Origin of the sequence: Frigoribacterium sp. SL97, from assembly GCF_026625765.1 — a bacterium.
Lineage (GTDB): Bacteria > Actinomycetota > Actinomycetes > Actinomycetales > Microbacteriaceae > Frigoribacterium.
Map to the genome: position 1 here is coordinate 2,114,471 of NZ_CP113062.1, position 18,983 is coordinate 2,133,453.

Below are 18,983 nucleotides of genomic sequence, written 5' to 3' on the forward strand. Positions count from 1 at the left end.
ACCGTTCGTGAGGTGGGCCCTACCGGGCTCGAACCGATGACATCCACGGTGTAAACGTGATTAGGGGCTTACATTCTTGCTGCTAGTTGCGCGAAACTGCCGGTTTTCCGGGATTTAGAGTGCAGTTCGGCGCAAGTAAAAGCAGCGCCGCGCAGCCCTTCACCAACACCACACCAACACGACTCAAGACTTGCATCCAGGCCCAGCGGGCCATAGTCAGGAACGCCGAGGGGCTCTCAACTCAGGCATCGCGGATGTGTTAGTCAGATGAGGTCGAGGTGTGCCCGAGTGTGCGCCGTGACGACATCAAACCCGGCCTCGAGGGCTGCATTGATGCCCGGCATTTTGCCGGATGTCAGCTCAAGTGCAGGCTTCGCATTGGCCGGGGCGTCGAACAGGGCGATGAGCGTGACGCGTTCGTGGTCAACGAAGGATGACGCGTAGGAGACGCCGTCGAAGCCTGCGGCGTCGAGCCGAGCTGCCAGCGTTCTCGTGACGGCGAAGGCAGGGAGACCCTTGTGCTCAGGAAGGTCTAGGCCAGCCTTCCGAGCCTTGGCGTGGTCCACGCTCGCGAGCTTGAAGGGCCGGCGGATGACCATGCTGGTCACGACAAAGCGCCTGGCCTGCTCCTCGGTCACAGCGCGGGCCCGGCCGGCTATGGGGCCGAGAAGCTCCGTGATGGCGGCTTCGGCTTCTGTTGCGAGGTAGGTCGTGATCCTCGGCGCGGCGAGGTCGAACGGGCCGCGCTGGTGCTGCGCGGTTGTGAGGGGCGAGGCCGAGACGCTGTGCGATCGGTAGACCGTGGTGCCCTTCCGCAGGTAGCGGACCGGCAGGGATGCGAGGTCGATGCTGTTCAAGCCGACGCCGCAACCGTCGGGTCGTCACCGTCGACCTTCGACACGTACTTGCGCGCGGACGCGATGACGGCCTTGCTGGGGCGGCCGTGGCGCAGCCACTTCGCGGGAGTCTCGCCCCCGAGGTCACCGTTGGGGGTGACGAGCCACATGGCCTGCGTCGCTGGCTCGAGCTGGTTCTCGAAGATGGCGACGAGCTCGGGCATGTGCGGTAGGACTGCTCCCTTGCCGCCGAACTGGAACGACGGGTAGACCTTGTGTCGGTCGGCCGTCGTGAGAGACAGGATTCGACGCTGCCGGACGAGCTCGTGAACGTACTGCCGGGTCACGCCGAGCCACCTCGTCAGCGATGCGGTCGTGTAGAACGGACCCAGCTCGAGGTTGATGGGTGACGACCTCGGGATGCCAGCCACGACGCGGTCTGCAAGGACGGCAATGTCCCCGAGGTTGCGCGGTTCGCGGCCGCTCTCTTCGAGGTTGTCGAAGACGGAATCGAGTCGCTCAGCGATCGCGTCGATGAGCTCTTTCTTGTAGTCGCTGATCTGGTTCATGGTCGGCCCTCCTCGCCCTGGGAGCTGGTTGCGCTCCCCTGCACCACGGCTCATTCCGAGGGGCGCCACCCAGCGCTCAGAACTCCCCGGTTCGGGGCTGCCGTACTCCCATTCTGGTCGAAGGGACCGTCATTTTCGACCAGATCCACGAACCGGTCCGCCCCATTTCGGGGGCACGTCGGCGGGGCGGCAGGTGTTGCGCAACCCACTCCGTGTAGCTACGCCTTCCGCGGCCTGTCTCAGGCGGGGAAGTTCTCCGGGTCGAAGCTCGTGAACAGCCGGCGGAGGAAAGCGTCGACGTCGTCCTGCTTCGCGCCGAGGGGCTGGTTGTGCCACGCTGCGGTCTGCTCCAGCTGAGCTGGCAGCGTCTCGGCGAGGGCCACCCGCTCCGCCTCGGCCGCTTCGAAGTCGACGACGGTCTTGGTGTTGAACTCCGACACCGCGGCGCACTCGTTGGCGACCCAGGCGCTGATGAGGGCCTTGGCGTGCAGGTCCCAGTCGTGTCCGGCGGCGGCCATCTTCGTGGCGCTGATCGCGCGAGCGACGACGTCGCGAGAGGGCTTGGGGGCGAGCATGGCCTCGGCAAGGGCGATCGTGTGGGCGACGGCCGGGCGCAGCTCGAGGAGGTCGTCGGCTTGTTCGAGGGTGAAGTCGTCCCAGAGTCCGAGAAGACGGTCGTCGATGTCGGCGCGGGGGTTGCCTCGGCCTGACACGACCGCGACCCAGGCGTTGAGGGAGGCGTAGGTCTCCATGATGTGCGTGAAGCGGGCCTCGCCGGCGGCGTCAGTCTCTGCTCCGAGGTAGCTGATGAGCCATGAACGGTCCGCGGGCGCTTCGGGGATGACGAGAGGAGCGGTGATGGCGTAGGCCTCGCGCAGGGTGCGCGCGTTCCGCTTCGTCTGACCGGTCCGGCGCAATGTCCGCGACTCCGGTGCCATGCTGTTGAACTGCTCGGTGAAGTGGCCGTCTTCGATGGCGATGTCGGCGCCGCTGACTGACGCCTGGGCGTAGGCCATGCCCGAGAAGGATGTCGTCTCGGCAGACGCTGCGTTCGTCGGGTCGACGAGGGCTTCGTGGCTGTCGACGAGCCGGATGTCGCGCATCTTGGACGGGACGGCCGAGCGGAGAAGCTGCCGTGCCCAGGCGTTGATGTCGGCGCCTTCGCGGATGCGCTCGAGGTCGAGGCTCTGGCTGAACCCGCCTGTGCCTGTGACGCGGCCGAGCATCATCTCGCTCAGCAATGAGGCCAGGTCACGGCGGTGGCGGTCGGTGATGCCCTGCACTTCTCGGGCCACGGCCACTGGTACGTTCGAGGCTTCGATGACGCCGGCGAGCTTCAGGCGGGCCTCGCGCTCGTCCAGATCGCCGTCGTTGAGACGGTCGAGGATGTCGCGAGCGGCAGTGGCGGGATCGAAGGCTTTTTGGAGGTTCACCCCAAGGTCATGCGCGGGGATCCCCGGAAAATCAGGCCTCTAGGACCGCGCAAAAGGGGCCGTTTGTGGGTTCACACAAACGACCCCTGCCTCCCACGGAATTGACGGTGAGAAGTGCTCGACTTGGCCTACTCGGCGGCCAAAGTCTGGAGGTTCCATGCATCGAGGTCGAGGCGGTTCGTCGAAGCCCGCTTGAGGAAGCCCGGCGAGAGCTTCACCTCGACCGGCACAGCGCGGCCGGCAAGGTCCGAGGTGATGAAGACGGTGCCTCGGAGGTTGTTGCGAGTGCCTGGCTCGTAGAGGGGGCGGAGAGAGTTCCAGTTCGGGGCCACGTCCTCGCCGGTCGAGCCCATCGACTTGCGAGCGGTGATGCGTCCGAGGCGCTCGGGCGTTGCCTCGAGCTTCGCGATGGTCAGCGCGGCGCGCGCCTGCACCTCGTCGTCCAGCGGCCCGATCGCGACGCGGGAGACGTGGTTGACGAGCTTCGAGTCGATGGCGCCCGTGAGGTCCTGCGAGTAGAAGATCGGCAGGAAGCGCTGGCTTCGTGCCAGTCGTCCGGCGCGCTCTGCCTCTTCGGGCGTGGTGCCGGTGACGACCCAGGCCTCGTCCTGGTGGATGACGCCGTCGCGGCCGGTCAGCGCCAGCCCAGCGCCGGTGAACATCATCTTCACCGTGGCCACGGCCATGCGCTGCGGGAACGACATCGCCTCACGCGGGGTGTCGGGGCTGGGCAGCTCGAGGCGGTAGTCGCCGACCTTGATGAGCGTCGTGCCATCGGCGACGCGAAGGCCGCGGCTCTGCGGGTTGATGCCGAAGAACGAGCGGAAGAGCGCTGACGTCCCCGCGATGCGGAACAGCGGGTCGATCATCTCCTTGAGCTGGGCCTTGTACTTCTCGTTCGTCTCGTCCTCGTAGGCGAGCTGCAGCGCCTGGCCGGTGCAGGTCGCCCCCAGCTCGACACCGCGCCCGATGGCCGTGTAGAGGGGCACCTCGTACTTGTGCACGTCAGGGCCCCACGGGTTCACCGTGATGATGGCCGAGGCTGCCATGTCGACGCCGACCGCCGGCGAAGCGGCGAACCGGAGGGCGTCCAGGGCGCCGTCCGAAGAAGTGAGGTCGTCGAGGCTGATGACCTGCCCGCCGGAGGCGAGCACTGACGGCGAGTGGTCGCTGCCGACCTTCGGGTCGATGATGACGTTCGGGATGCCCACGCGAGCCTGCTGGTCGGCGAGGTTCAGCAGCAGCATCGTCTTGCCCGAGCCCGATCCGGCAGCGACGAGGAAGACGGGAGGGGTGTCCTCGTCGGCGACCGCGACGGGGCTCAGCCAGACCGGCTGACGGTCGCGCTCTGTGAGGCCGAACAGAGCGCCTGTGCGGTCTCCGACGTTGGACAGGCTGGGCAGGCCGGAGTAGGCGATCGTCGAGGACGGGAGGTCCTCGAGGTACGGGTTGGCTCGGATGGAAGACGCGACCATCATCTCGGCCCAGGCGCCCGGCTGACGGTTCTGCATGGCGCTCATCTGCAGCTGGTATGCACCGGTGTCGTTGACGTCTTCGACGATGCCGCGGAGAGCGACGATCGTTGAGGTCTCGATGAGCGTGGCCGGGGCGTTGCCGTTCGAGCCGGCGTAGGCGCGCTCGACGTTGTCGAGCTCACCGAGCTTCTCGTCGAGCTCGGCACGGTCGAGCTTGTTCTTCTCCTGCCGCTCGGTGAGCTCAGCTCGGTAGTTGACGATCTGCTTGCGCATGACCTCGCGCGTGACGACGGGCGGCTCGACCAGGCCGCGAATGCTGATGGCGAGGGCGTCCGACTCGACGAGGCGGGATGCCCACCGGCCAGCGTCCTCGGTGGCCGAGACGTAGGGCAGCTCGAAGCTCTCCACGGCCGAGAACGTGATGGCGTGTGTGCCGTCCATGTCGCGCCAGCCGGAGCAGTCGTTGATGTCGATCTCTTCGGCGATGCGCGCGGTGGCGCTGCTCGAGAAGTAGTGGACGTGCTCGTCGTGGTACGTGTAGGGCACGTCGGCGTTGGCACCGTAGTTCCACCAGGCGTTGGCGTAGCGGAAGTCGGTGCTCGACGGCTTTGTGAGGCCGGCGCGCGTCAGGATGGTGTCGACGGCCTTGAAGTCGGCGTCGAAGTCCGACATCGGCGTGCCGCCGGAGGCCAGCGACTCCACCGCGGACTCCCATGCGCTCCGCAGCGTTCCGTCGCCCAGCTGTGGGGTGAGGCGGACGCCGAAGAGGAGGACGCGGTTGTAGGTCGTGAGACCCACGTGCTCGCTGTCGAGGTAGTCGCGGATGGGGTTGTCGATGGGCGTCTTGAAGTACGTCGGGACGTTCGACAGCAGCAGGTGCACCTGGCGATAGCTCTTCTGGTTCAGGGCGCGCTGCTTGTTGCGGAGCTTCGTCATCCGGGAGAGCTCGTTGATGGCTCCCTGGATGGCACCGCCGGCAGCGACGGCGTCCTGTGCTGTCCGGGCCTCGCTGACGGGGCTGAGAGGCACCGAGCGGTACAGCCAGACGCTGTTGTCGATTCCGACGATGCGGCCGTCGGTGTAGCGCTTCTTCACCATGGTGGGGAAGTCGGGGGTGGCGCCGGCGGCAGTGTTGCCGACGCGAGGGGGCTTCGCCATGGTCAGTCCTTCGTGAGTTCGCGGTCGGTGATGGCCTGGTCGTAGGCCTTGAGGGACGTGCCGGAGCCCGCGCCGCCCCACGAGACGACGACGGGGGTGGCGGTGTCGGCCTTGTCGATGAGGAGGTCGTAGGTGATGGACGAGTCGCCGTTCTGGTCTCCCGGAACGGCGGGGCCGGTGGCTGCCCATTCGAGCTGGACACGCACCTGGACGATCAGCTGCTTGGCGGCCTTCTTCGACACGACCCCGTCCTCGATGACGGGCACGGAGGCCGCGGCGAGGATGGTCGGGGTGGCGCCGGAGACACCCGTGAGGGGCATGTAGCTGTGCGCTGGGTCACCATCTCCGACGGTGCTGCGGAGCACGGCGGGGTCGCCCGAGGTGAAGGCCTTGGCCCACTGGTTGACGGCGACGTTCACGTCTTCGGACGCCTGCTCGGTCTTGAGGCCGAACCACGTACCCGAGCTGTCCCAGCCAGTGGCAGCCGGGGCGACAGGCGACAGCGACGGTGTGGAGAGCGCGGAGGTGCCGTTCACCTGGTCGACGGCGACTGCGACCTCGGAGGTGTAGCTGAAACCGGATCCGTCGACGAGCGTGAAGTGGTGGACCTCGATGGTGTACTCGGGGCTGACGATGTCGCGCTCGAGGGCCTTGTCGATCTTCGGCTTCGGCTTGGTGTCGAAGCCGTTCCAAGCGACGACTCGGCCGTTGACGAGCGGTGCGGGCTTCGCGTCGAGCCACTCGTTCATGGCGAGGATGGCCGCCGTCTTGCCGGCCGAGTCCACCTGGTTGGCCACCTTCTGCGTGTCGACAGGGACGGGCGCGTTGACGTCGGACCAGAGGCTGAGCACGACGATGGCGAAGATGGGGAACGAGAAGACGGACACCTTCGTGTAGGTGCGAACGACGCGCTGCCACTTGTCGGACAGGCGGACGGCCGTCGACTTCGGCGACGGTGCTTCGGCGAGGTGCTCGTCAGCCCAGATGTCGGGCTGCGCGCTGCGCTTCGTGCGGGTCTTGGGCATGGCGGCGCTCCTAGCGGTTGGCCCACGGGAGGGGCGCCTGAGTGCCTGGGGTCCCGTCGAATCGGATGAGTGGTCGTGGCGTGATGCGCGCTGCTTCGCGGTGGTCGCGGCGCTCGGTCACGAGGTTCTGGGCCGTGAGGGCTACGGAGTAGTCCGGGTCCTGGCTGAGGATGCGCAGCGTCTCGTCGAGGGCGCCTTCCTCGAGAGCGAGGGCGCGGCGGATCTCAGGCGAGGGGTTGGTGAGCAGCCCCTGGTAGCAGTCGCTGCAGCGCTTGGCGTCGAAGGGGACGATCTTGTTGCAGGCGCGCCAGCAGCGTCGGCACGTGCCTGGACGGCCGGGGATGGGGTGCTTGCGGTGCGGGACGTAGCGCCACGCTTGGCAGCGCGCGACTTCGGTGGTCACTTCTTCGCCAGCGCGAGAACGGCGGTGATCTCGTCGAGGTTGTCCTGGCTGATGTTGCCCGCGGCCTTGGCGATGGCGCCTCCGGCGGCGATGTCGGAAGCGGGCAGATTCCCCTGCACGGCGCCGAACTCGTTGAGCACAGACCAGACACCGCGGATGCGGGCGCGACCGAGTGCGGTCGCGCTGATGATGCCGTCGTAGGGGTCCATCGGCTGGCTGAGGGCGACGGTGTCGTTCAGCGCCGCCAGGGCCGTCCGGTTGCCCGCCATGACTGCGACGGTGAGCTCGACGGGCGTGTTCGCCACGCCCAGGGCGGTGCTCAGGAGTTCGAGGTGGGCGGGCTCAGCGACCCGGAGCTGCTCGAGCTTCGCAGCGACGCGGCGGATGGCTGCACGCTCGGGGTTGCGCTTGCCGCTGCGCGAACGGGTCGCCTTCTCCTCGGTGTCGGCCGGCTCGTCGACCTTGGCGGCAACCGGAGCGAGTGCCGTCACCGAAGTCTCGGGCGCGGGGGCGGCCACCGGAGCCGCGGTCGGGGCCGGGATGCTGGCGAACGCCGCCTCGGGCGCCGGGATGGCAGCGGCCTGCGGCGGCGCAGCGAAAGTGGCCGGCAGAGGAGCTGCCGTGGGCGCGGAAGTCGGCGCGGGCATGTCGAAGGCCGGGATGGCGTCGAAATGGGGGTGCGGTGCGTCGCTCACGGTGGTGCCTTCGTCTCTTCGGGATCGATGGGGATCGTCACGAAAGAGACATGCGGCGGAATCAGTGGGTCGCCCACACCGTCGCGATGACTGAGCCGAGGTCGACGCCCACGAGCGCGAGCGCTGCGTGGATCACGCCGTACGCGGCGTAGAGGCTGATCGGGATGAGCAGCAGCCACTCGCGGAAGGAGCCGGCGTTGCCGAGGATGGGCATGGCCATGTAGCCGTTCTTCTGCCACACGTTTTTGAGCACGGGGATCTTTGCCCAGGCCCTTGGCGGCTTCGGCACCCACGGCCAGAGCAGAGGAAGGCCGCCTGTCGTGAGGAAGTCGCCAGCGAGGTGGACGGCGTAGCCGAGGGTGAAGCAGACGACGAACCACGACTGCTGCTCAGGGGCGAACAGGGTGATGAAGGCTGCGATGGCCGTTCCCATGAGCCAGGCCAGACCCCACGACCCGCGGGAGAGCTTGAGCGCCTTGAGGGCGAAGGTCATGATCGCGGCGCTCATCACCGCGGTGCCGATGCTGATCGGCGCTCCCCACCAGTCGGGCTGGATGACAACGAAGCCGAGCCCCGTGGCGAGAAGCCATGCGCACAGGACTGCGAGCAGGCAGTGGAGGCCGTGTCGGTGGCCGCCACTGGCCTGCTCGATACCCCGAGTGACGACCTTCCCGAGCACAGGGACGGAGTGCGCGATCGTGGCGGAACTGTGGTCGGCGTCGGCGGCAAGAGCAGCGCCGGCGCAGAGGAGAGCTCCGGCGATGGTCCCTACCGGGGTCACCGGGTAGAGGCCCATGCCGTGGCCAGCGGTCGCGGTGACCGCGATCCATGCTGCGGCGCCCGTGGCCGCGTGGTGCCCACCCATCATGCGTGGTCCTGCCTTTCAAAGTCAGGCAGGAGACATGCGGCGGGGCTGGCCTACGTGGGGCTGTGCGGGACCAGGAAGTAGCGACCGGTGTCGCCGACGACGGTTCCGGTTGCTTCCTCGCCCATGACCCTTAGGGCTCCTCGAGCGTCGGTCTCGGCGATGACGAGAACCGTGGAGGAGTCCCGAGCGTTGACCATGGAGGAGCGGTTCGCGGCGACGATGACGGTCGCATCCGACTCGCCGCTGACGGTGACGTCGAACGGGTGGCCTGCGTCAACGCGGATGACCGCTCGGCCCTGCATGACCTTGAGGTGGCCGTTGTCGACGCTGGGGCTGACCTCGATGAGGATCGGCGTGCCGTCGTACGGGCCGTACACCTCGAGGTCGTCGAAGCTCATGAGCCCCCTCGCCAGGCGAACCCGTCGGACGCGACCGTGCTTCTCGGGCTCCTCGTTGTCGAGAGCTTCGAACAGGTCGTCCTGCGTGATGGGCGTCACGCTCCTGACTTCGGCGGCCGCGACGAAGTCTCGAACGTCGGTGCTGCCGAGGCCTCCCATCGGACTGAGTTCAACTTCCGGGCCGTGCTGCATCTTGGTGGTGAAGAGGCCGGCAGTGGTGCGTGGGTGATCCATTTCCTGGAACGCCATGGTGCTCTCTCTGTGCGTGGGGCCTGGCGCGGGAACACCGTCAGCCCCGAGGTTTGGTTAGAGCGCTCGGGTCACACCTCCTCCGCTGCCGGGCCCGCGCTGGAACCGGCTGCGCTGTTGAGTTCTCGGTGGTCAGAAGTTGGGTCGACGAAGCGGCCGAGCGTGGGTGCTCGGCCGCGGGCATCTCGTCGAGGTGGCATGGCTGCTACGTGTGCGGCGTGAGCCGAACTGCTGTCTCCTCGTCGTCGTCGTCGTGCTTGGTGTGGAGCCGGTGAGGTGCGCTTACCGGGTCACGAGGAAGTCGACGACGCCGTCCATCACAGCGTCGAGGACGTCACGGACGCGCTCGCGCCCGGTTCGCTTGCCGTCTCGGATTCCCTCATCGACGTCCGTGCTGTCCTTCGAGAACCGGGGGTCTTCGACGAGGACGAACTCGTTCGTGGACGGGTCCATCCGGAACTCGGGCTTCTGCAGGTCGGAGTGGGCGGGCGCGGCGTTGCTCATGGAGGTCCCATGCGCGGCATCAGCGGTCATTGCGGCCGCTCCGCTGGCTCCTCAGGGTGCGCAGACGCCGGTCGGTCGTGGCGAGCTCGCCTTCTTCGTCCGGGGTCAGGTGGCTCTTCGAGGCGAGCTCTTCCCACCGCTCTGCGACGGCCGTGCGCTCCTTCTTGACCTCGTCGACGACGCGGAAGATGCGCTCCTCTTGGGCCCGGAGTCGATCGAGTCCCCCGTCGCGCTTGCCCTTGGCGATGAGCTTCTTCCGCCAGGTGGCTCGGAGGTCGTCGACGGTGATGCCCCGCTTGTGGGAGATGGCGTCCTCCACGTTTGCGGCCTGGATTGCCCAGGACTCCTCGTCGGGGTGGTTCCCGTACCAGGCCATGTCGAAGAGGCCGCCGACGGCTGCGACTTCTGCTGCGCGCTCGGTCTTGAACACGGAGCCCCAGGTGCCGCCGAGGTCTTCCCCCTCGGCGCTTGTGATGCCGGCCGCTGCCTTCTTGGCGGCGCGTTCGGCCGCAGCCTGCTCACGCTCGACGCGCGCCTCGCGCGCTGCGGGAGTCTCGAGGCGGCTGGCGCGCGGGGCGCGCTTGTCGACGACTGGTGCGGAGGGCATGCAGACGGTGCAGGCCTCGTCGCCGGCGAGCTCCACGAGCTCGTCTTCGCTCATGCCTGACTGGTCTGTGAGCCAACCGAACTCGGTCGTCGGCCTGCAGGTGCTGCACGATCGCGTGTTGTGGACGTGCGGGTCGCTGCCCGTGGTGACGAAGTACCTCGTCCAGCCCCCGCGGCTGTTGAACTCGGCGGTGATCGGCGCGATGAGCGCGCGGGCCGCCTCGATGGGGGCCTGTGCGTCGTCGATGCGCTTCTGCGCGCTGGCGATCTGCTGCTCGGGTGTGACCGCCCAGCGGTGCTTGCGGACGCCTGTGCGCGCGAACTCGTCCTCCTCGGCGGTCACCTTCTCGATGAGCTGCTCTGCGTTGTGGACCTGCGATGTCCACCGGTGGAGTTCCTGGTAGTGGCCGACGAGCTCGCCGTCGATGTCGGAGGGCTCCATGTCGGCGTAGGTCGACCTGGCGAGGCTCAGCTCGGGCTTGCCCTGCTGCTTGTCGGTGAAGGTTCCGGCGGCTGCCCGAGGGTGCTCGTGTTCCTTGAATCCAGACATCAGTTGCTCCCCTGCAGTTCACGCTCGGCATCGTCGATGCCGGCTGAGATGTGCTCCTCGTACAGAGCGGTGATGTCGTCGGCCGTCAGAGCGCCGAAGGTAGAGTCGGACACCGTCTCTCGGTCTCGCAGCACCGACAGCACCTCGCCCATCACCTCGAGACCTGCCTCGCGTGCGACGCGAGTCAGGTGGGCGCGGACGTCCGATGCTTCGGCTGTGGCCGTCCGGTTGCTGAGGTCGAACTCGGCCGCGTCGATCGCTGGCGCGATGTGGTCGTCGTAGAGCGCGGTGATGTCGCCGGCCTCGAGATCCATGAGGTCCTCCTGCGAGACGTTCTCGCGGTCGTGGACGACGTCGAGGATCTGCGGCATGACTCCCCCGAGCCCAGCCTCGGTGGACGTCGTTCGAAGCCTCTGCTCGAAGACCTCACGAGAGGTCAGTGACACCTGCGGTTCGGACTGGCGTTTCTCGGTGAAGGCACCGTCCGCTGCACGTGGATGCTCGGACTCGTTGAAGTTGGTCATGGCTCGTACGTGTGCGGCGCCGGCCGGCTAGCTGTCGGTGGTGATCTTGGCTCGGGTGAGGACCGTCTGGAACGTGTCGCGGTACATCTGGTGGGCCTTGACCGTGCCTGTGGTGACGGTCACCTTGTCGCCGGGGCTGACGTCCTGCTGGCTGCTCGACTGCCACTTGAGGACGTGGCCGTCGTTCGTCCTGAGGACGAGGAGCGTGGTGTTCTTCGGCCGAGGTCCGAAGTACGAGGTGTCGTGGTAGGCGACTTCGACCGTGGCGACGAGGTCCTTGACCTTCTCCCCCACCGGCGCGAGGTACTCGCGCTTCTCGGCGGCCTTCGTTTCCTCCCTCGCCTTCTTGACCGCCGCCTTCTCCTGGTCACGCCGGTAGGCGGAGATGGCGCTGACTGCGAGGCCGACGTGCTTGCGGCGGACGATCTGGGTGTCCTTCGATCCGGCCAGCACAGCCTTGAGGTTCGAGACGTAGTCGCTTCCGGAGTCGTCGACCGACTTGGCCCAGCGGATGATTTTCCGAGCGAGGGCGCGGCGCGCTCGGGTCTCGCCGTCGGCGAGCAGCCTGTCGAACTCGGCGATCGTCGTCGCGGCGGTCGGCGGCTGCTGCCAGTCTCCTTCGCTGGCCGTGACGAAGTTCTTCCCGTCGTCCGATGCGGCCAGCGCTGCGATGAGCAGCTCCTCGGTGGCGTAGGCCTGATTGGCGCTGCCGTACGTCTCGTAGCCGCCCCGTGCGAGGTCGTCGAGCTCGAGCTCGGAGGTCAGGGCCCAGAGGTTGCCCGGGGTGATGCCGAGGAAGGCCTTGAGGCAGCTCTGGCCGACCTGCATGGTGCCCTTCTCGGGGTGCTCGACGGTGTAGACCCTGGTTCGTGCCCGGTTGGCGCCGCAGTGGTCGCAGCGGTTGTCCACCACGTCCGGTGCGCTGCTCTTCGCCCAGAAGTTCAGGACCTTGCCTGCTGGGGTGAAGTCGTGCGCGCCGGCGAAGGCCCATCCGCCGAAGCTGATGCTGGGCCTGTTGAGCTTGAGCTCAGAGAAGAGGTACTGGCGCCCGTTGCGCATCTCGATCACCTCGGTGAGGTCGTACGTGAAGCGCTCGTCGATGCCGACCTTGGCGAGCCGCTCGTTGGCGCGGTCGATCTTCTTGACGGCGAGCTCGACGAGGTTGTCGGGCAGGCGGTAGGTCGGGTTGTACTCGTACCCGTCGTCGGAGTCGTCTTCGGTGGACGCCGCCAGTTCGAGCTCGGGAGCCCCCTGCAGCTTGTCGGTGAAGGTGCCGTCACCGATCCGTGGGTGGTGAAGCTCGTTCCAGGTGGCGGGCGCTGCCGTGATCGTCATGTGCCCTACGTGTGCGGCTAGACGCCGTGCAGCCAGCCGGCTGGGGTGGTGACTTCGACCGACGGCGCTGTTGGCTCGGCAGCGTCGAGGTCGAGCACAGCTGCGTACTCGTCGGCCAGTTCGAGGTAGGCCTCGTGCTTCATGTCCCGCTTGGCGCGCAGCGCGTTGAGCGTGGCGCCATCCGTCCGTCCGCGGCGCCGTTGGAACTCGTCCTCCGCCTTCTGCCAAGCGACGCTTGCTCGGTCGCGGCGGTGCTTGATGGCGATGCCTGGCTCGCTGAGGTCGGGGACGGACACCGCTCGGGCGACGAAGGGCGGCACGGTCGTCGTCTGGCCATGGCTGTCGTGCAGCTGCCACAGGAGGCGCGGCGGGGCGCCGCGGCGCTCGAAGACGATGTCCTGCTGCACGTGGATGGCCGAGAGCGCCTCGTAGGTCTCGGCGTAGGTCCGACCCGTCGCCGGGTCCACATCCTGCAGGTGGTCGTCGAGCTTCTGCGCCACTGCCGGGCTAAGAGCGCTCCGATCCAGTTGCAGCGGCGCGGCATCGGTCAGGCTGACGGCGGGCGCTGACTGCTGCTTCGTGGTGAACTCGCCGCTGGGGGCGCGTGGGTGGTCCAGCTCGGTGAAGGTCATGCGCCGTGAGTGTGCGGCTCAGGCCGCGAGGCCGAGGTCGCGTCGCTTCTGCCGGTCCCGCATGAACGCCGTCACAGCTGACAGCTCCGACGTCTTCTGTCCGTAGACATCGACGGTCTTCATCATGTCGCGGCGCGCGGTCTCCTCGTAGGTGAAGACGTGGTTCTTGAGCATCCGCGGCTCGAGGACGGCAAAGACACCGCGGTCGTTCTCGCCGCGAATGAGACGCCCGCGAGCCTGACCCATCAACTCGATCGAGTCCGCGACGTAAACGAGGCGTCGGGCGGTCCATTCGGCCGCCTTGCCGCCGCCGAGGCGCTCGACGATCAGCTCGACGCGAGCGTCATCGACAGCGTTCGCGGCTGCCCGCGGGGGTCGGTCGAGGATGACGAGGGAGCAGGTCTCGCCAGGTGCGTCGACACCGGTCATGAGGCCTTGGGTGCCCACCAGGACGCCCGTCGTGTCAGCCTTCCACTTCGCGAGAGTGAGGCGAGGTGCGCCGGCGTCCCACTGCGAGTACACGTTCCAGCGACCGGCCGCGTGGGCTCTGAGAGCCTGGGCGTACTTCTTGCCCGTGTCGCCCTTGGCGGCGAGCACGAGAGCGTGCCCGCCGTTCGCGTCGACGAGCTCGTACATCTGCTTGAGCGCCCAGTCGGCGTGCTTGTCGGTGCTGAATCGGCGCCGTCCACCGAAGCCTTCGACGGTCAGGTCGAGGACGTCGTCCGTCCCTTTCGCGCTGGGGATGTAGAGCATGGACTGGGCGTAGGCGGCCTGGAAAGGCAGCTCGTACTCGACGTTCTGGCGGACGTTCAGGCCGGCGTCCATGGCGAAGCCCGGGGGCAGCGTGCCGCTCATGCAGGTGACCGACGGGCTGATGTCGACGACGTCGCCCGTCTCTTCGTCTTCGACCGTCTGCGTCCACAGGTTGCCGCGGAGCAGCCCGCCCACCTCGACTGGCGCGGCCTGGACCGCGTACCAGGGCTTGATCGGTCGCCGGCGTCCGATGACAGGGGTGGCCTTGGGCGGTGCTTGCAGCCACCGGGCCTGCCCGTTCTTGTGCTTGCGCACAGCGGTCACGTCAGCGATCAGGCTGTCGATGCCACCGGTGGCTCGGCGTCCCGCCATCACGAGGTTGTTGCGGCCGCTCTTCTGGGCGTCGAGGACGGGCTTCTTGATGAGGCGTGACGCGACCCGGGCCCAGGCGATGACACCCTCACCGGTGCGTGCGAGCGGGTCGTCGGTGTCGGTGAGGCGACCGACCTCGCCGGAGGAGCGCTCCGTGAAGATGCCGTGCAGCTCGTTCTCCACGAGCTCGGCGATCTGGTGGCCCTGCTCGATCCACGTGGAGACCCGGCTGTCGCTGTCGTTCGCCACGGCGCGGACGAGCCGGATCAGGCCCGACATGCGTCGTCCGGACACCGAGCACTCACCCTGGCTGCGGACGGTCTTGGGCAGCTCGTGTGCCTCGTCGACGATGATGTGATCGAAGCGGCCGAGGGTCGCGTTCCCGAGGATGACGGGGACGCCGATGGAGGCCTGCACGGCGAGGATGGAGTGGTTCGTCACCACGACGTCGGCTTCTGCCGCCCGGGTGCGGGCCCGGTCGCTCTTGCAGAACTCCGCGAACGGGCACTCATCGAGCCCGACGCACTCCTCCGGCGAGACGGAGACGGCCTTCCATGCGTCATCGCTGGCTTCGCCGTCGTAGGTGTCCTTGTCACCGCTGGTGCCGTCGTTGAGCATCTGCTGCAGAGACCAGAGAACGAGTGGCTTCACCTCGGCGAGGTCGACTGTGCCGCCCTCGATTTTGATGGTGCCGTCGTCGGGGAGCTTCCGAACGCGGGCCATGAGCGGCTTGATGGTCGACTGGCCGGGGAAGCCGAAGACGTCCTCGCCGATGAGCGCCGAGGCGAGCTCGTAGGCCCGGTTGCCGCAGACGTAGTTGCCCCAACCCTTGAGGACGGCGGCGGTGAAGCCCTTGCCCGTCTCGTCGGCGACCGCCTGTGACACCACCGGGGCGTCCTTGTCGACGATTTGCGCCTGCAGGGGAAGCGACTTCGTGGAGAACAGCGTCCTCTCGCCATACAGCGACGCGCGAAGGCCCGCGTTGGTGAGTCCGACGTAGCTCTTGCCGATGCCGACTCCGGCCTGTCCGGCGAGGTGCCCGCGGCCGCTGGGGCCGTCTCCGATCTTCGTCTGGATGGTCGCGACGTCACGGGTGGCAGCCAGTTGGCCGGGTCGAGGGCGTGCGTCGGGCGACCCGACTCCGAGGATGACTGCTCGCTCGAGCACCTTCTCGGCGCGGTCTTCGATCGGCATGGAGGAGGTCATGACGAGGCCATGCGCGGCAGGGTCAGATGGTCAGGGCCACGAGCCCGACGAACGCGGCGGCCAGGATGAGCAGCCCGATCAGGGGCAGGAGCTGCGCGTAGGACAAAGCGAGCCCGACGATGCCGAGCCCTCGGCCTCGAAGCTGCGGCTCCCGCGCGGCGGCGCGGAGGCTCAGGTGACCGGCGACGACGCCCAGGAGGACGAACAGGACCGAGAGGAAGACGAACCCAGGCACTCCGCTGAGCAGCACGGTGAGGGGCGACGCGAAGGCGGCGACGAACGAGGTGAGAGCCCACTCGTTCCAGCCGGCCTTCGTCGCCGGCTGCGGCTGATCCACTCCGAGGGGTGCTGCGAGAGCGTCAGCTGACGTGGAGACCGGCTCGTCGGCCGGGACGGGAGCCGAACCGGTCTCCGCACCCTTCGCTTCGTCGACCGGTACCTCATCGGAGTCGAGCGGCTCGGCGGGGTGGTGCTCGGTGAGTGACGACATGGGGCTCCTGATGCTCCGCTAGGCCACGCGCGCCGCGGCCGTTGCGGAGAAGACATGCGGCGGGGCGCAGCCGCCCACAGCCGTCGTTCGCGTAGCGGCACAGAGCCTGCATGGACTCCCCCGCCGCCAGGCCCGTCGTCGACACCCGCATCTGGGGCAAGCTCGGTGCCGCACCACACGCCCCGTACCCGCTGATCAACCACCTCCTGGACAGCGCAGCGGCGGCGCAGGTCGTGTGGAGCAGGTGGCTGCGTCCGGGCCTCCGCGACCTGCTCACGGAAGCTCTCGCCCCCGGCGACCCGGACGCGGCGTGCGCCCTCGTCTCTGCGCTGACCGGGCTGCACGACATCGGCAAGGCCAACGTCGTCTTCCAGACGCAGGCGTGGGCGAAGGACCACGACGGGTATCGCGGCGACTTCCACCCGGGGCACCAGGCCGCGCTCGAGCAGGACGGCTACAACGTCACGCTGCCGACGACGGGCCGGCTTGGCGGCGAGCTCTCCCCTGACGGGACGGCCGGCAAGGTCGTCGGCCGCCATGAGGGCATCAGCATGCTGGTCGTCGCCGGTCGCTGGCCGGGCAGCTTCGACCCGGTAGCTGATGCCTGGGCACCCGCCGTCCTCGGCGCTCACCACGGCCAGTACCACCCTCACGACGATGCGCTGGCACAGACGCTCAGCGCTGAACACCGCTCGACCGAGCGGATACTCCGGCAGTTCATGGACGGGCGGTGGGGCGAGCAGCAGCGTGCGCACTTCGACGCCGTCCTCGAGGCAACCGGGACGACAGCCGCGCAGCTCCAGCACCGTCTCGCAGCTCACCACTCCGTCGCCGTCATCCTGCTCAGCGGCATCGTCACCCTGGCCGACTGGCTTGCATCCACGTCCAAGGCGATCGCGACAGGGCGTCGCGCTGGTTCTGCAGTGGACGACTCCAAGGTGTGGCTCGAGACTCGCCGTGCCTGGTTCGACAGCTACATCGAGGACACCCTCGGTGTCTACCAGCCCATCGTCGACCCCGTGACCGACGTCATGGGGAAGCACGCGCACAGCATGTCGGACCTGCAGAAGCAGGCCCTCGACGTCGGCGCCGGCCTGTGGGTCGTGGCTGTCCCGGCTGGCGACGGCAAGACGGAAGCTGCCCTTCTCCGACACGCGACACTGCCTGAACAGGAAGGGCTGCTCCTCGCCCTGCCCACTCGAGCGATGACCGATGCGATGTGGGCGCGCGTCCGCCGTTTCTTCCACCGGACGAAGAACTACGCAGCGCTCCTCCATGGCCACGCCCGGCTGAACAGCTTCTACTCTGGCGCCGACACTGACGCAGCGGTCGAGCACATCGACAACTGCGGTCACGACGCGGGCCTCACGCCCAACGACTGGCTTTCGGGCACTTCGCGCTCGCTCCTCGCACCCCTCAGCGTGTCCACGTGCGACCAGGTCCTCGCCGCAAGCCTCCGTCAGCGGCGCTCGTTCCTACGCCTGCTCGCTGTGGCCAATCGCCACCTCGTGCTCGATGAGGTGCACACCTACGACACCTACCAGGCAACGCTCCTCGCCGAGCTGCTCACCTTCCTCAGCGCCACACGGACGAACGTCACCCTGCTGTCGGCCTCCCTCCCCACCCACAGGCTGCAGCAGTTCACGACGGCCTACGCGCAGGCCGCACCCGACGGGGCCATCTACCCCGGCACCACCACCGCACGGGCAGGCCACGTCGAGCAGACCTCGGTGACCTCGCGCCGCTCCTTCGACCTCAGCTACCGCATCCACGAGACGCGAGCTGAGAACCTCGAGAACGCCCACACCAACCTCGCCCGCCGCTACCGGTCCGCGTCGGAGAACGCGCGGATCGGCGTTGTGGTCAACCAGGTCGACCGCTGCATCAACGTTGGCCGGCAGCTCAGCAACCTCGGCGAGGACGTCACCGTCTTCCACTCCCGCATGACCGCCGGCCACCGAGCTGAGATCTCCGGCCGTCTCACAGAGCTGCTCGGCCCGGAGAGCGCTACGGGAGGCGTGACGGTCGTCGGAACGCAGGTCATCGAGGCCTCGCTGGACATCGACTTCGACTGCATGGTCTCCGACCTCGCCCCCGCGGCGTCCCTCGTGCAGCGCAGCGGACGTCTGTGGCGACACTCGCAGCCCACGAACGGCACCTGGGAGCACGTCAGGCCCCGCCGCGGCGCCTCCCCGGTCGTCGACGTCGTCGCTGCCCTCGACGACCACGCCGCCAGCGGGCTGTCCCCCATCGCCCGCTACCCGTACCTGATGGCGGAGCTCAAGCGGACACTGGCAGCCCTGCGAGCTCGAGGAGGCACCCTCAGCATCCCCGGCGACGTCCAAGCGCTGGTCGACGCCGCGGCCATCACTGCCGAGGACCTCGACGACGAGATGAACCTCGCCGAGGCTGACATCGACGATGAGTACCGCGAAGACTTCCGCCGCCTCCGCAAGGCCGCCAGCGTCGTCATCCACTTCCGCGGCCACGGCTTCCACGAACCCATCCTCGACGAGGAGATGAGCTTCGAGACCCTGTCCGCCATCACCACCAGAGCCGAAGCGGACGACGCCAGCACCCGGTTCATCGACCAGGACCAGCAGACATTCCTCCTGCTCAGTGCCGATGGCCAGACCCCCTACGCATGGCACGGGACGGCCGACGATGCCGCCGAAGTCCGCGGCGGAGCCGACGCCAACGCCCTCCTCAGCGCCACCTTCACGATGAGCCTGTCCCGACGTCGCCAGATGCCGGGCCTCATCGACGCCATCGCCATGGACGACTGGAAGCCAGCGAACGCCATGTTCAAGCAGGTGCAGCCCGTCTTCCTCCTCGACCCCACCGACTACGACCCGCTGCTGGGGCTCGTCGCCGGCATGCGCTGACTGGTGCCGCGCATGGC

General features: G+C 68.0%; 17 protein-coding genes. 1 reads left to right on the plus strand and 16 read right to left on the minus strand.

The window, feature by feature from the left end; all coding sequences use genetic code 11:
- Window positions 1-263 precede the first annotated feature (263 nt).
- The 16 genes from OVA02_RS10060 to OVA02_RS10135 form a co-directional block, all read right to left on the minus strand.
- The gene (locus OVA02_RS10060; RefSeq protein WP_267658117.1) at window positions 264-857 is read right to left on the minus strand and encodes an RES domain-containing protein; all 594 of its coding nucleotides are present in this window, start codon (window positions 855-857) and stop codon (window positions 264-266) included.
- Window positions 854-1,405, minus strand: a complete 552-nt coding sequence (locus tag OVA02_RS10065) for a hypothetical protein (RefSeq protein WP_267658118.1) — start codon at window positions 1,403-1,405, stop codon at window positions 854-856. The genes OVA02_RS10060 and OVA02_RS10065 overlap by 4 nt, the downstream gene beginning before the upstream one ends.
- A gap of 239 nt (window positions 1,406-1,644) precedes the next feature.
- On the minus strand, window positions 1,645-2,838 hold the full coding sequence (locus tag OVA02_RS10070) for a hypothetical protein (RefSeq protein WP_267658119.1): 1,194 nt from the start codon (window positions 2,836-2,838) through the stop codon (window positions 1,645-1,647).
- A 128-nt stretch (window positions 2,839-2,966) separates the two neighbouring features.
- Entirely contained in the window at window positions 2,967-5,471 is a 2,505-nt protein-coding gene (locus OVA02_RS10075) for a hypothetical protein (RefSeq protein ID WP_267658120.1), read from the minus strand.
- A 2-nt stretch (window positions 5,472-5,473) separates the two neighbouring features.
- Window positions 5,474-6,496, minus strand: a complete 1,023-nt coding sequence (locus tag OVA02_RS10080; RefSeq protein ID WP_267658121.1) for a hypothetical protein — start codon at window positions 6,494-6,496, stop codon at window positions 5,474-5,476.
- A 10-nt stretch (window positions 6,497-6,506) separates the two neighbouring features.
- The gene (locus OVA02_RS10085; protein WP_267658123.1) at window positions 6,507-6,899 is read right to left on the minus strand and encodes a hypothetical protein; all 393 of its coding nucleotides are present in this window, start codon (window positions 6,897-6,899) and stop codon (window positions 6,507-6,509) included.
- Complete coding sequence (locus OVA02_RS10090) at window positions 6,896-7,594, minus strand: hypothetical protein (RefSeq protein ID WP_267658124.1); 699 nt, start codon at window positions 7,592-7,594, stop codon at window positions 6,896-6,898. Before OVA02_RS10090 ends, OVA02_RS10085 begins: the two co-directional genes overlap by 4 nt.
- Window positions 7,595-7,655: 61 nt before the next feature.
- A complete protein-coding gene (locus OVA02_RS10095) occupies window positions 7,656-8,462 on the minus strand; it encodes a metal-dependent hydrolase (protein ID WP_267658126.1) in 807 nt (268 codons plus the stop codon).
- A 50-nt stretch (window positions 8,463-8,512) separates the two neighbouring features.
- The gene (locus OVA02_RS10100) at window positions 8,513-9,109 is read right to left on the minus strand and encodes a hypothetical protein (RefSeq protein ID WP_267658127.1); all 597 of its coding nucleotides are present in this window, start codon (window positions 9,107-9,109) and stop codon (window positions 8,513-8,515) included.
- A gap of 282 nt (window positions 9,110-9,391) precedes the next feature.
- Complete coding sequence (locus tag OVA02_RS10105) at window positions 9,392-9,613, minus strand: hypothetical protein (protein ID WP_267658128.1); 222 nt, start codon at window positions 9,611-9,613, stop codon at window positions 9,392-9,394.
- 19 nt (window positions 9,614-9,632) lie between these two features.
- The gene (locus tag OVA02_RS10110) at window positions 9,633-10,769 is read right to left on the minus strand and encodes a hypothetical protein (RefSeq protein ID WP_267658129.1); all 1,137 of its coding nucleotides are present in this window, start codon (window positions 10,767-10,769) and stop codon (window positions 9,633-9,635) included.
- Window positions 10,769-11,293, minus strand: a complete 525-nt coding sequence (locus tag OVA02_RS10115) for a hypothetical protein (RefSeq protein ID WP_267658130.1) — start codon at window positions 11,291-11,293, stop codon at window positions 10,769-10,771. The genes OVA02_RS10110 and OVA02_RS10115 overlap by 1 nt, the downstream gene beginning before the upstream one ends.
- Window positions 11,294-11,320: 27 nt before the next feature.
- Window positions 11,321-12,628, minus strand: a complete 1,308-nt coding sequence (locus OVA02_RS10120; protein WP_267658131.1) for a hypothetical protein — start codon at window positions 12,626-12,628, stop codon at window positions 11,321-11,323.
- A gap of 17 nt (window positions 12,629-12,645) precedes the next feature.
- On the minus strand, window positions 12,646-13,260 hold the full coding sequence (locus OVA02_RS10125; protein ID WP_267658134.1) for a hypothetical protein: 615 nt from the start codon (window positions 13,258-13,260) through the stop codon (window positions 12,646-12,648).
- Between the two features lie 18 nt (window positions 13,261-13,278).
- Window positions 13,279-15,591 carry an ATP-dependent DNA helicase gene (locus tag OVA02_RS10130; RefSeq protein WP_267658135.1) on the minus strand — a complete coding sequence of 771 codons (2,313 nt, stop codon included), beginning with the start codon at window positions 15,589-15,591 and terminating at the stop codon, window positions 13,279-13,281.
- Window positions 15,592-15,613: 22 nt separating this feature from the next.
- Window positions 15,614-16,081, minus strand: a complete 468-nt coding sequence (locus OVA02_RS10135; RefSeq protein ID WP_267658136.1) for a hypothetical protein — start codon at window positions 16,079-16,081, stop codon at window positions 15,614-15,616.
- A 110-nt stretch (window positions 16,082-16,191) separates the two neighbouring features.
- On the opposite strand from OVA02_RS10135, the gene cas3 reads away from it, so the two are divergent.
- Window positions 16,192-18,966 carry a CRISPR-associated helicase Cas3' gene (cas3, locus tag OVA02_RS10140; protein WP_267658137.1) on the plus strand — a complete coding sequence of 925 codons (2,775 nt, stop codon included), beginning with the start codon at window positions 16,192-16,194 and terminating at the stop codon, window positions 18,964-18,966.
- Window positions 18,967-18,983: the final 17 nt, after the last annotated feature.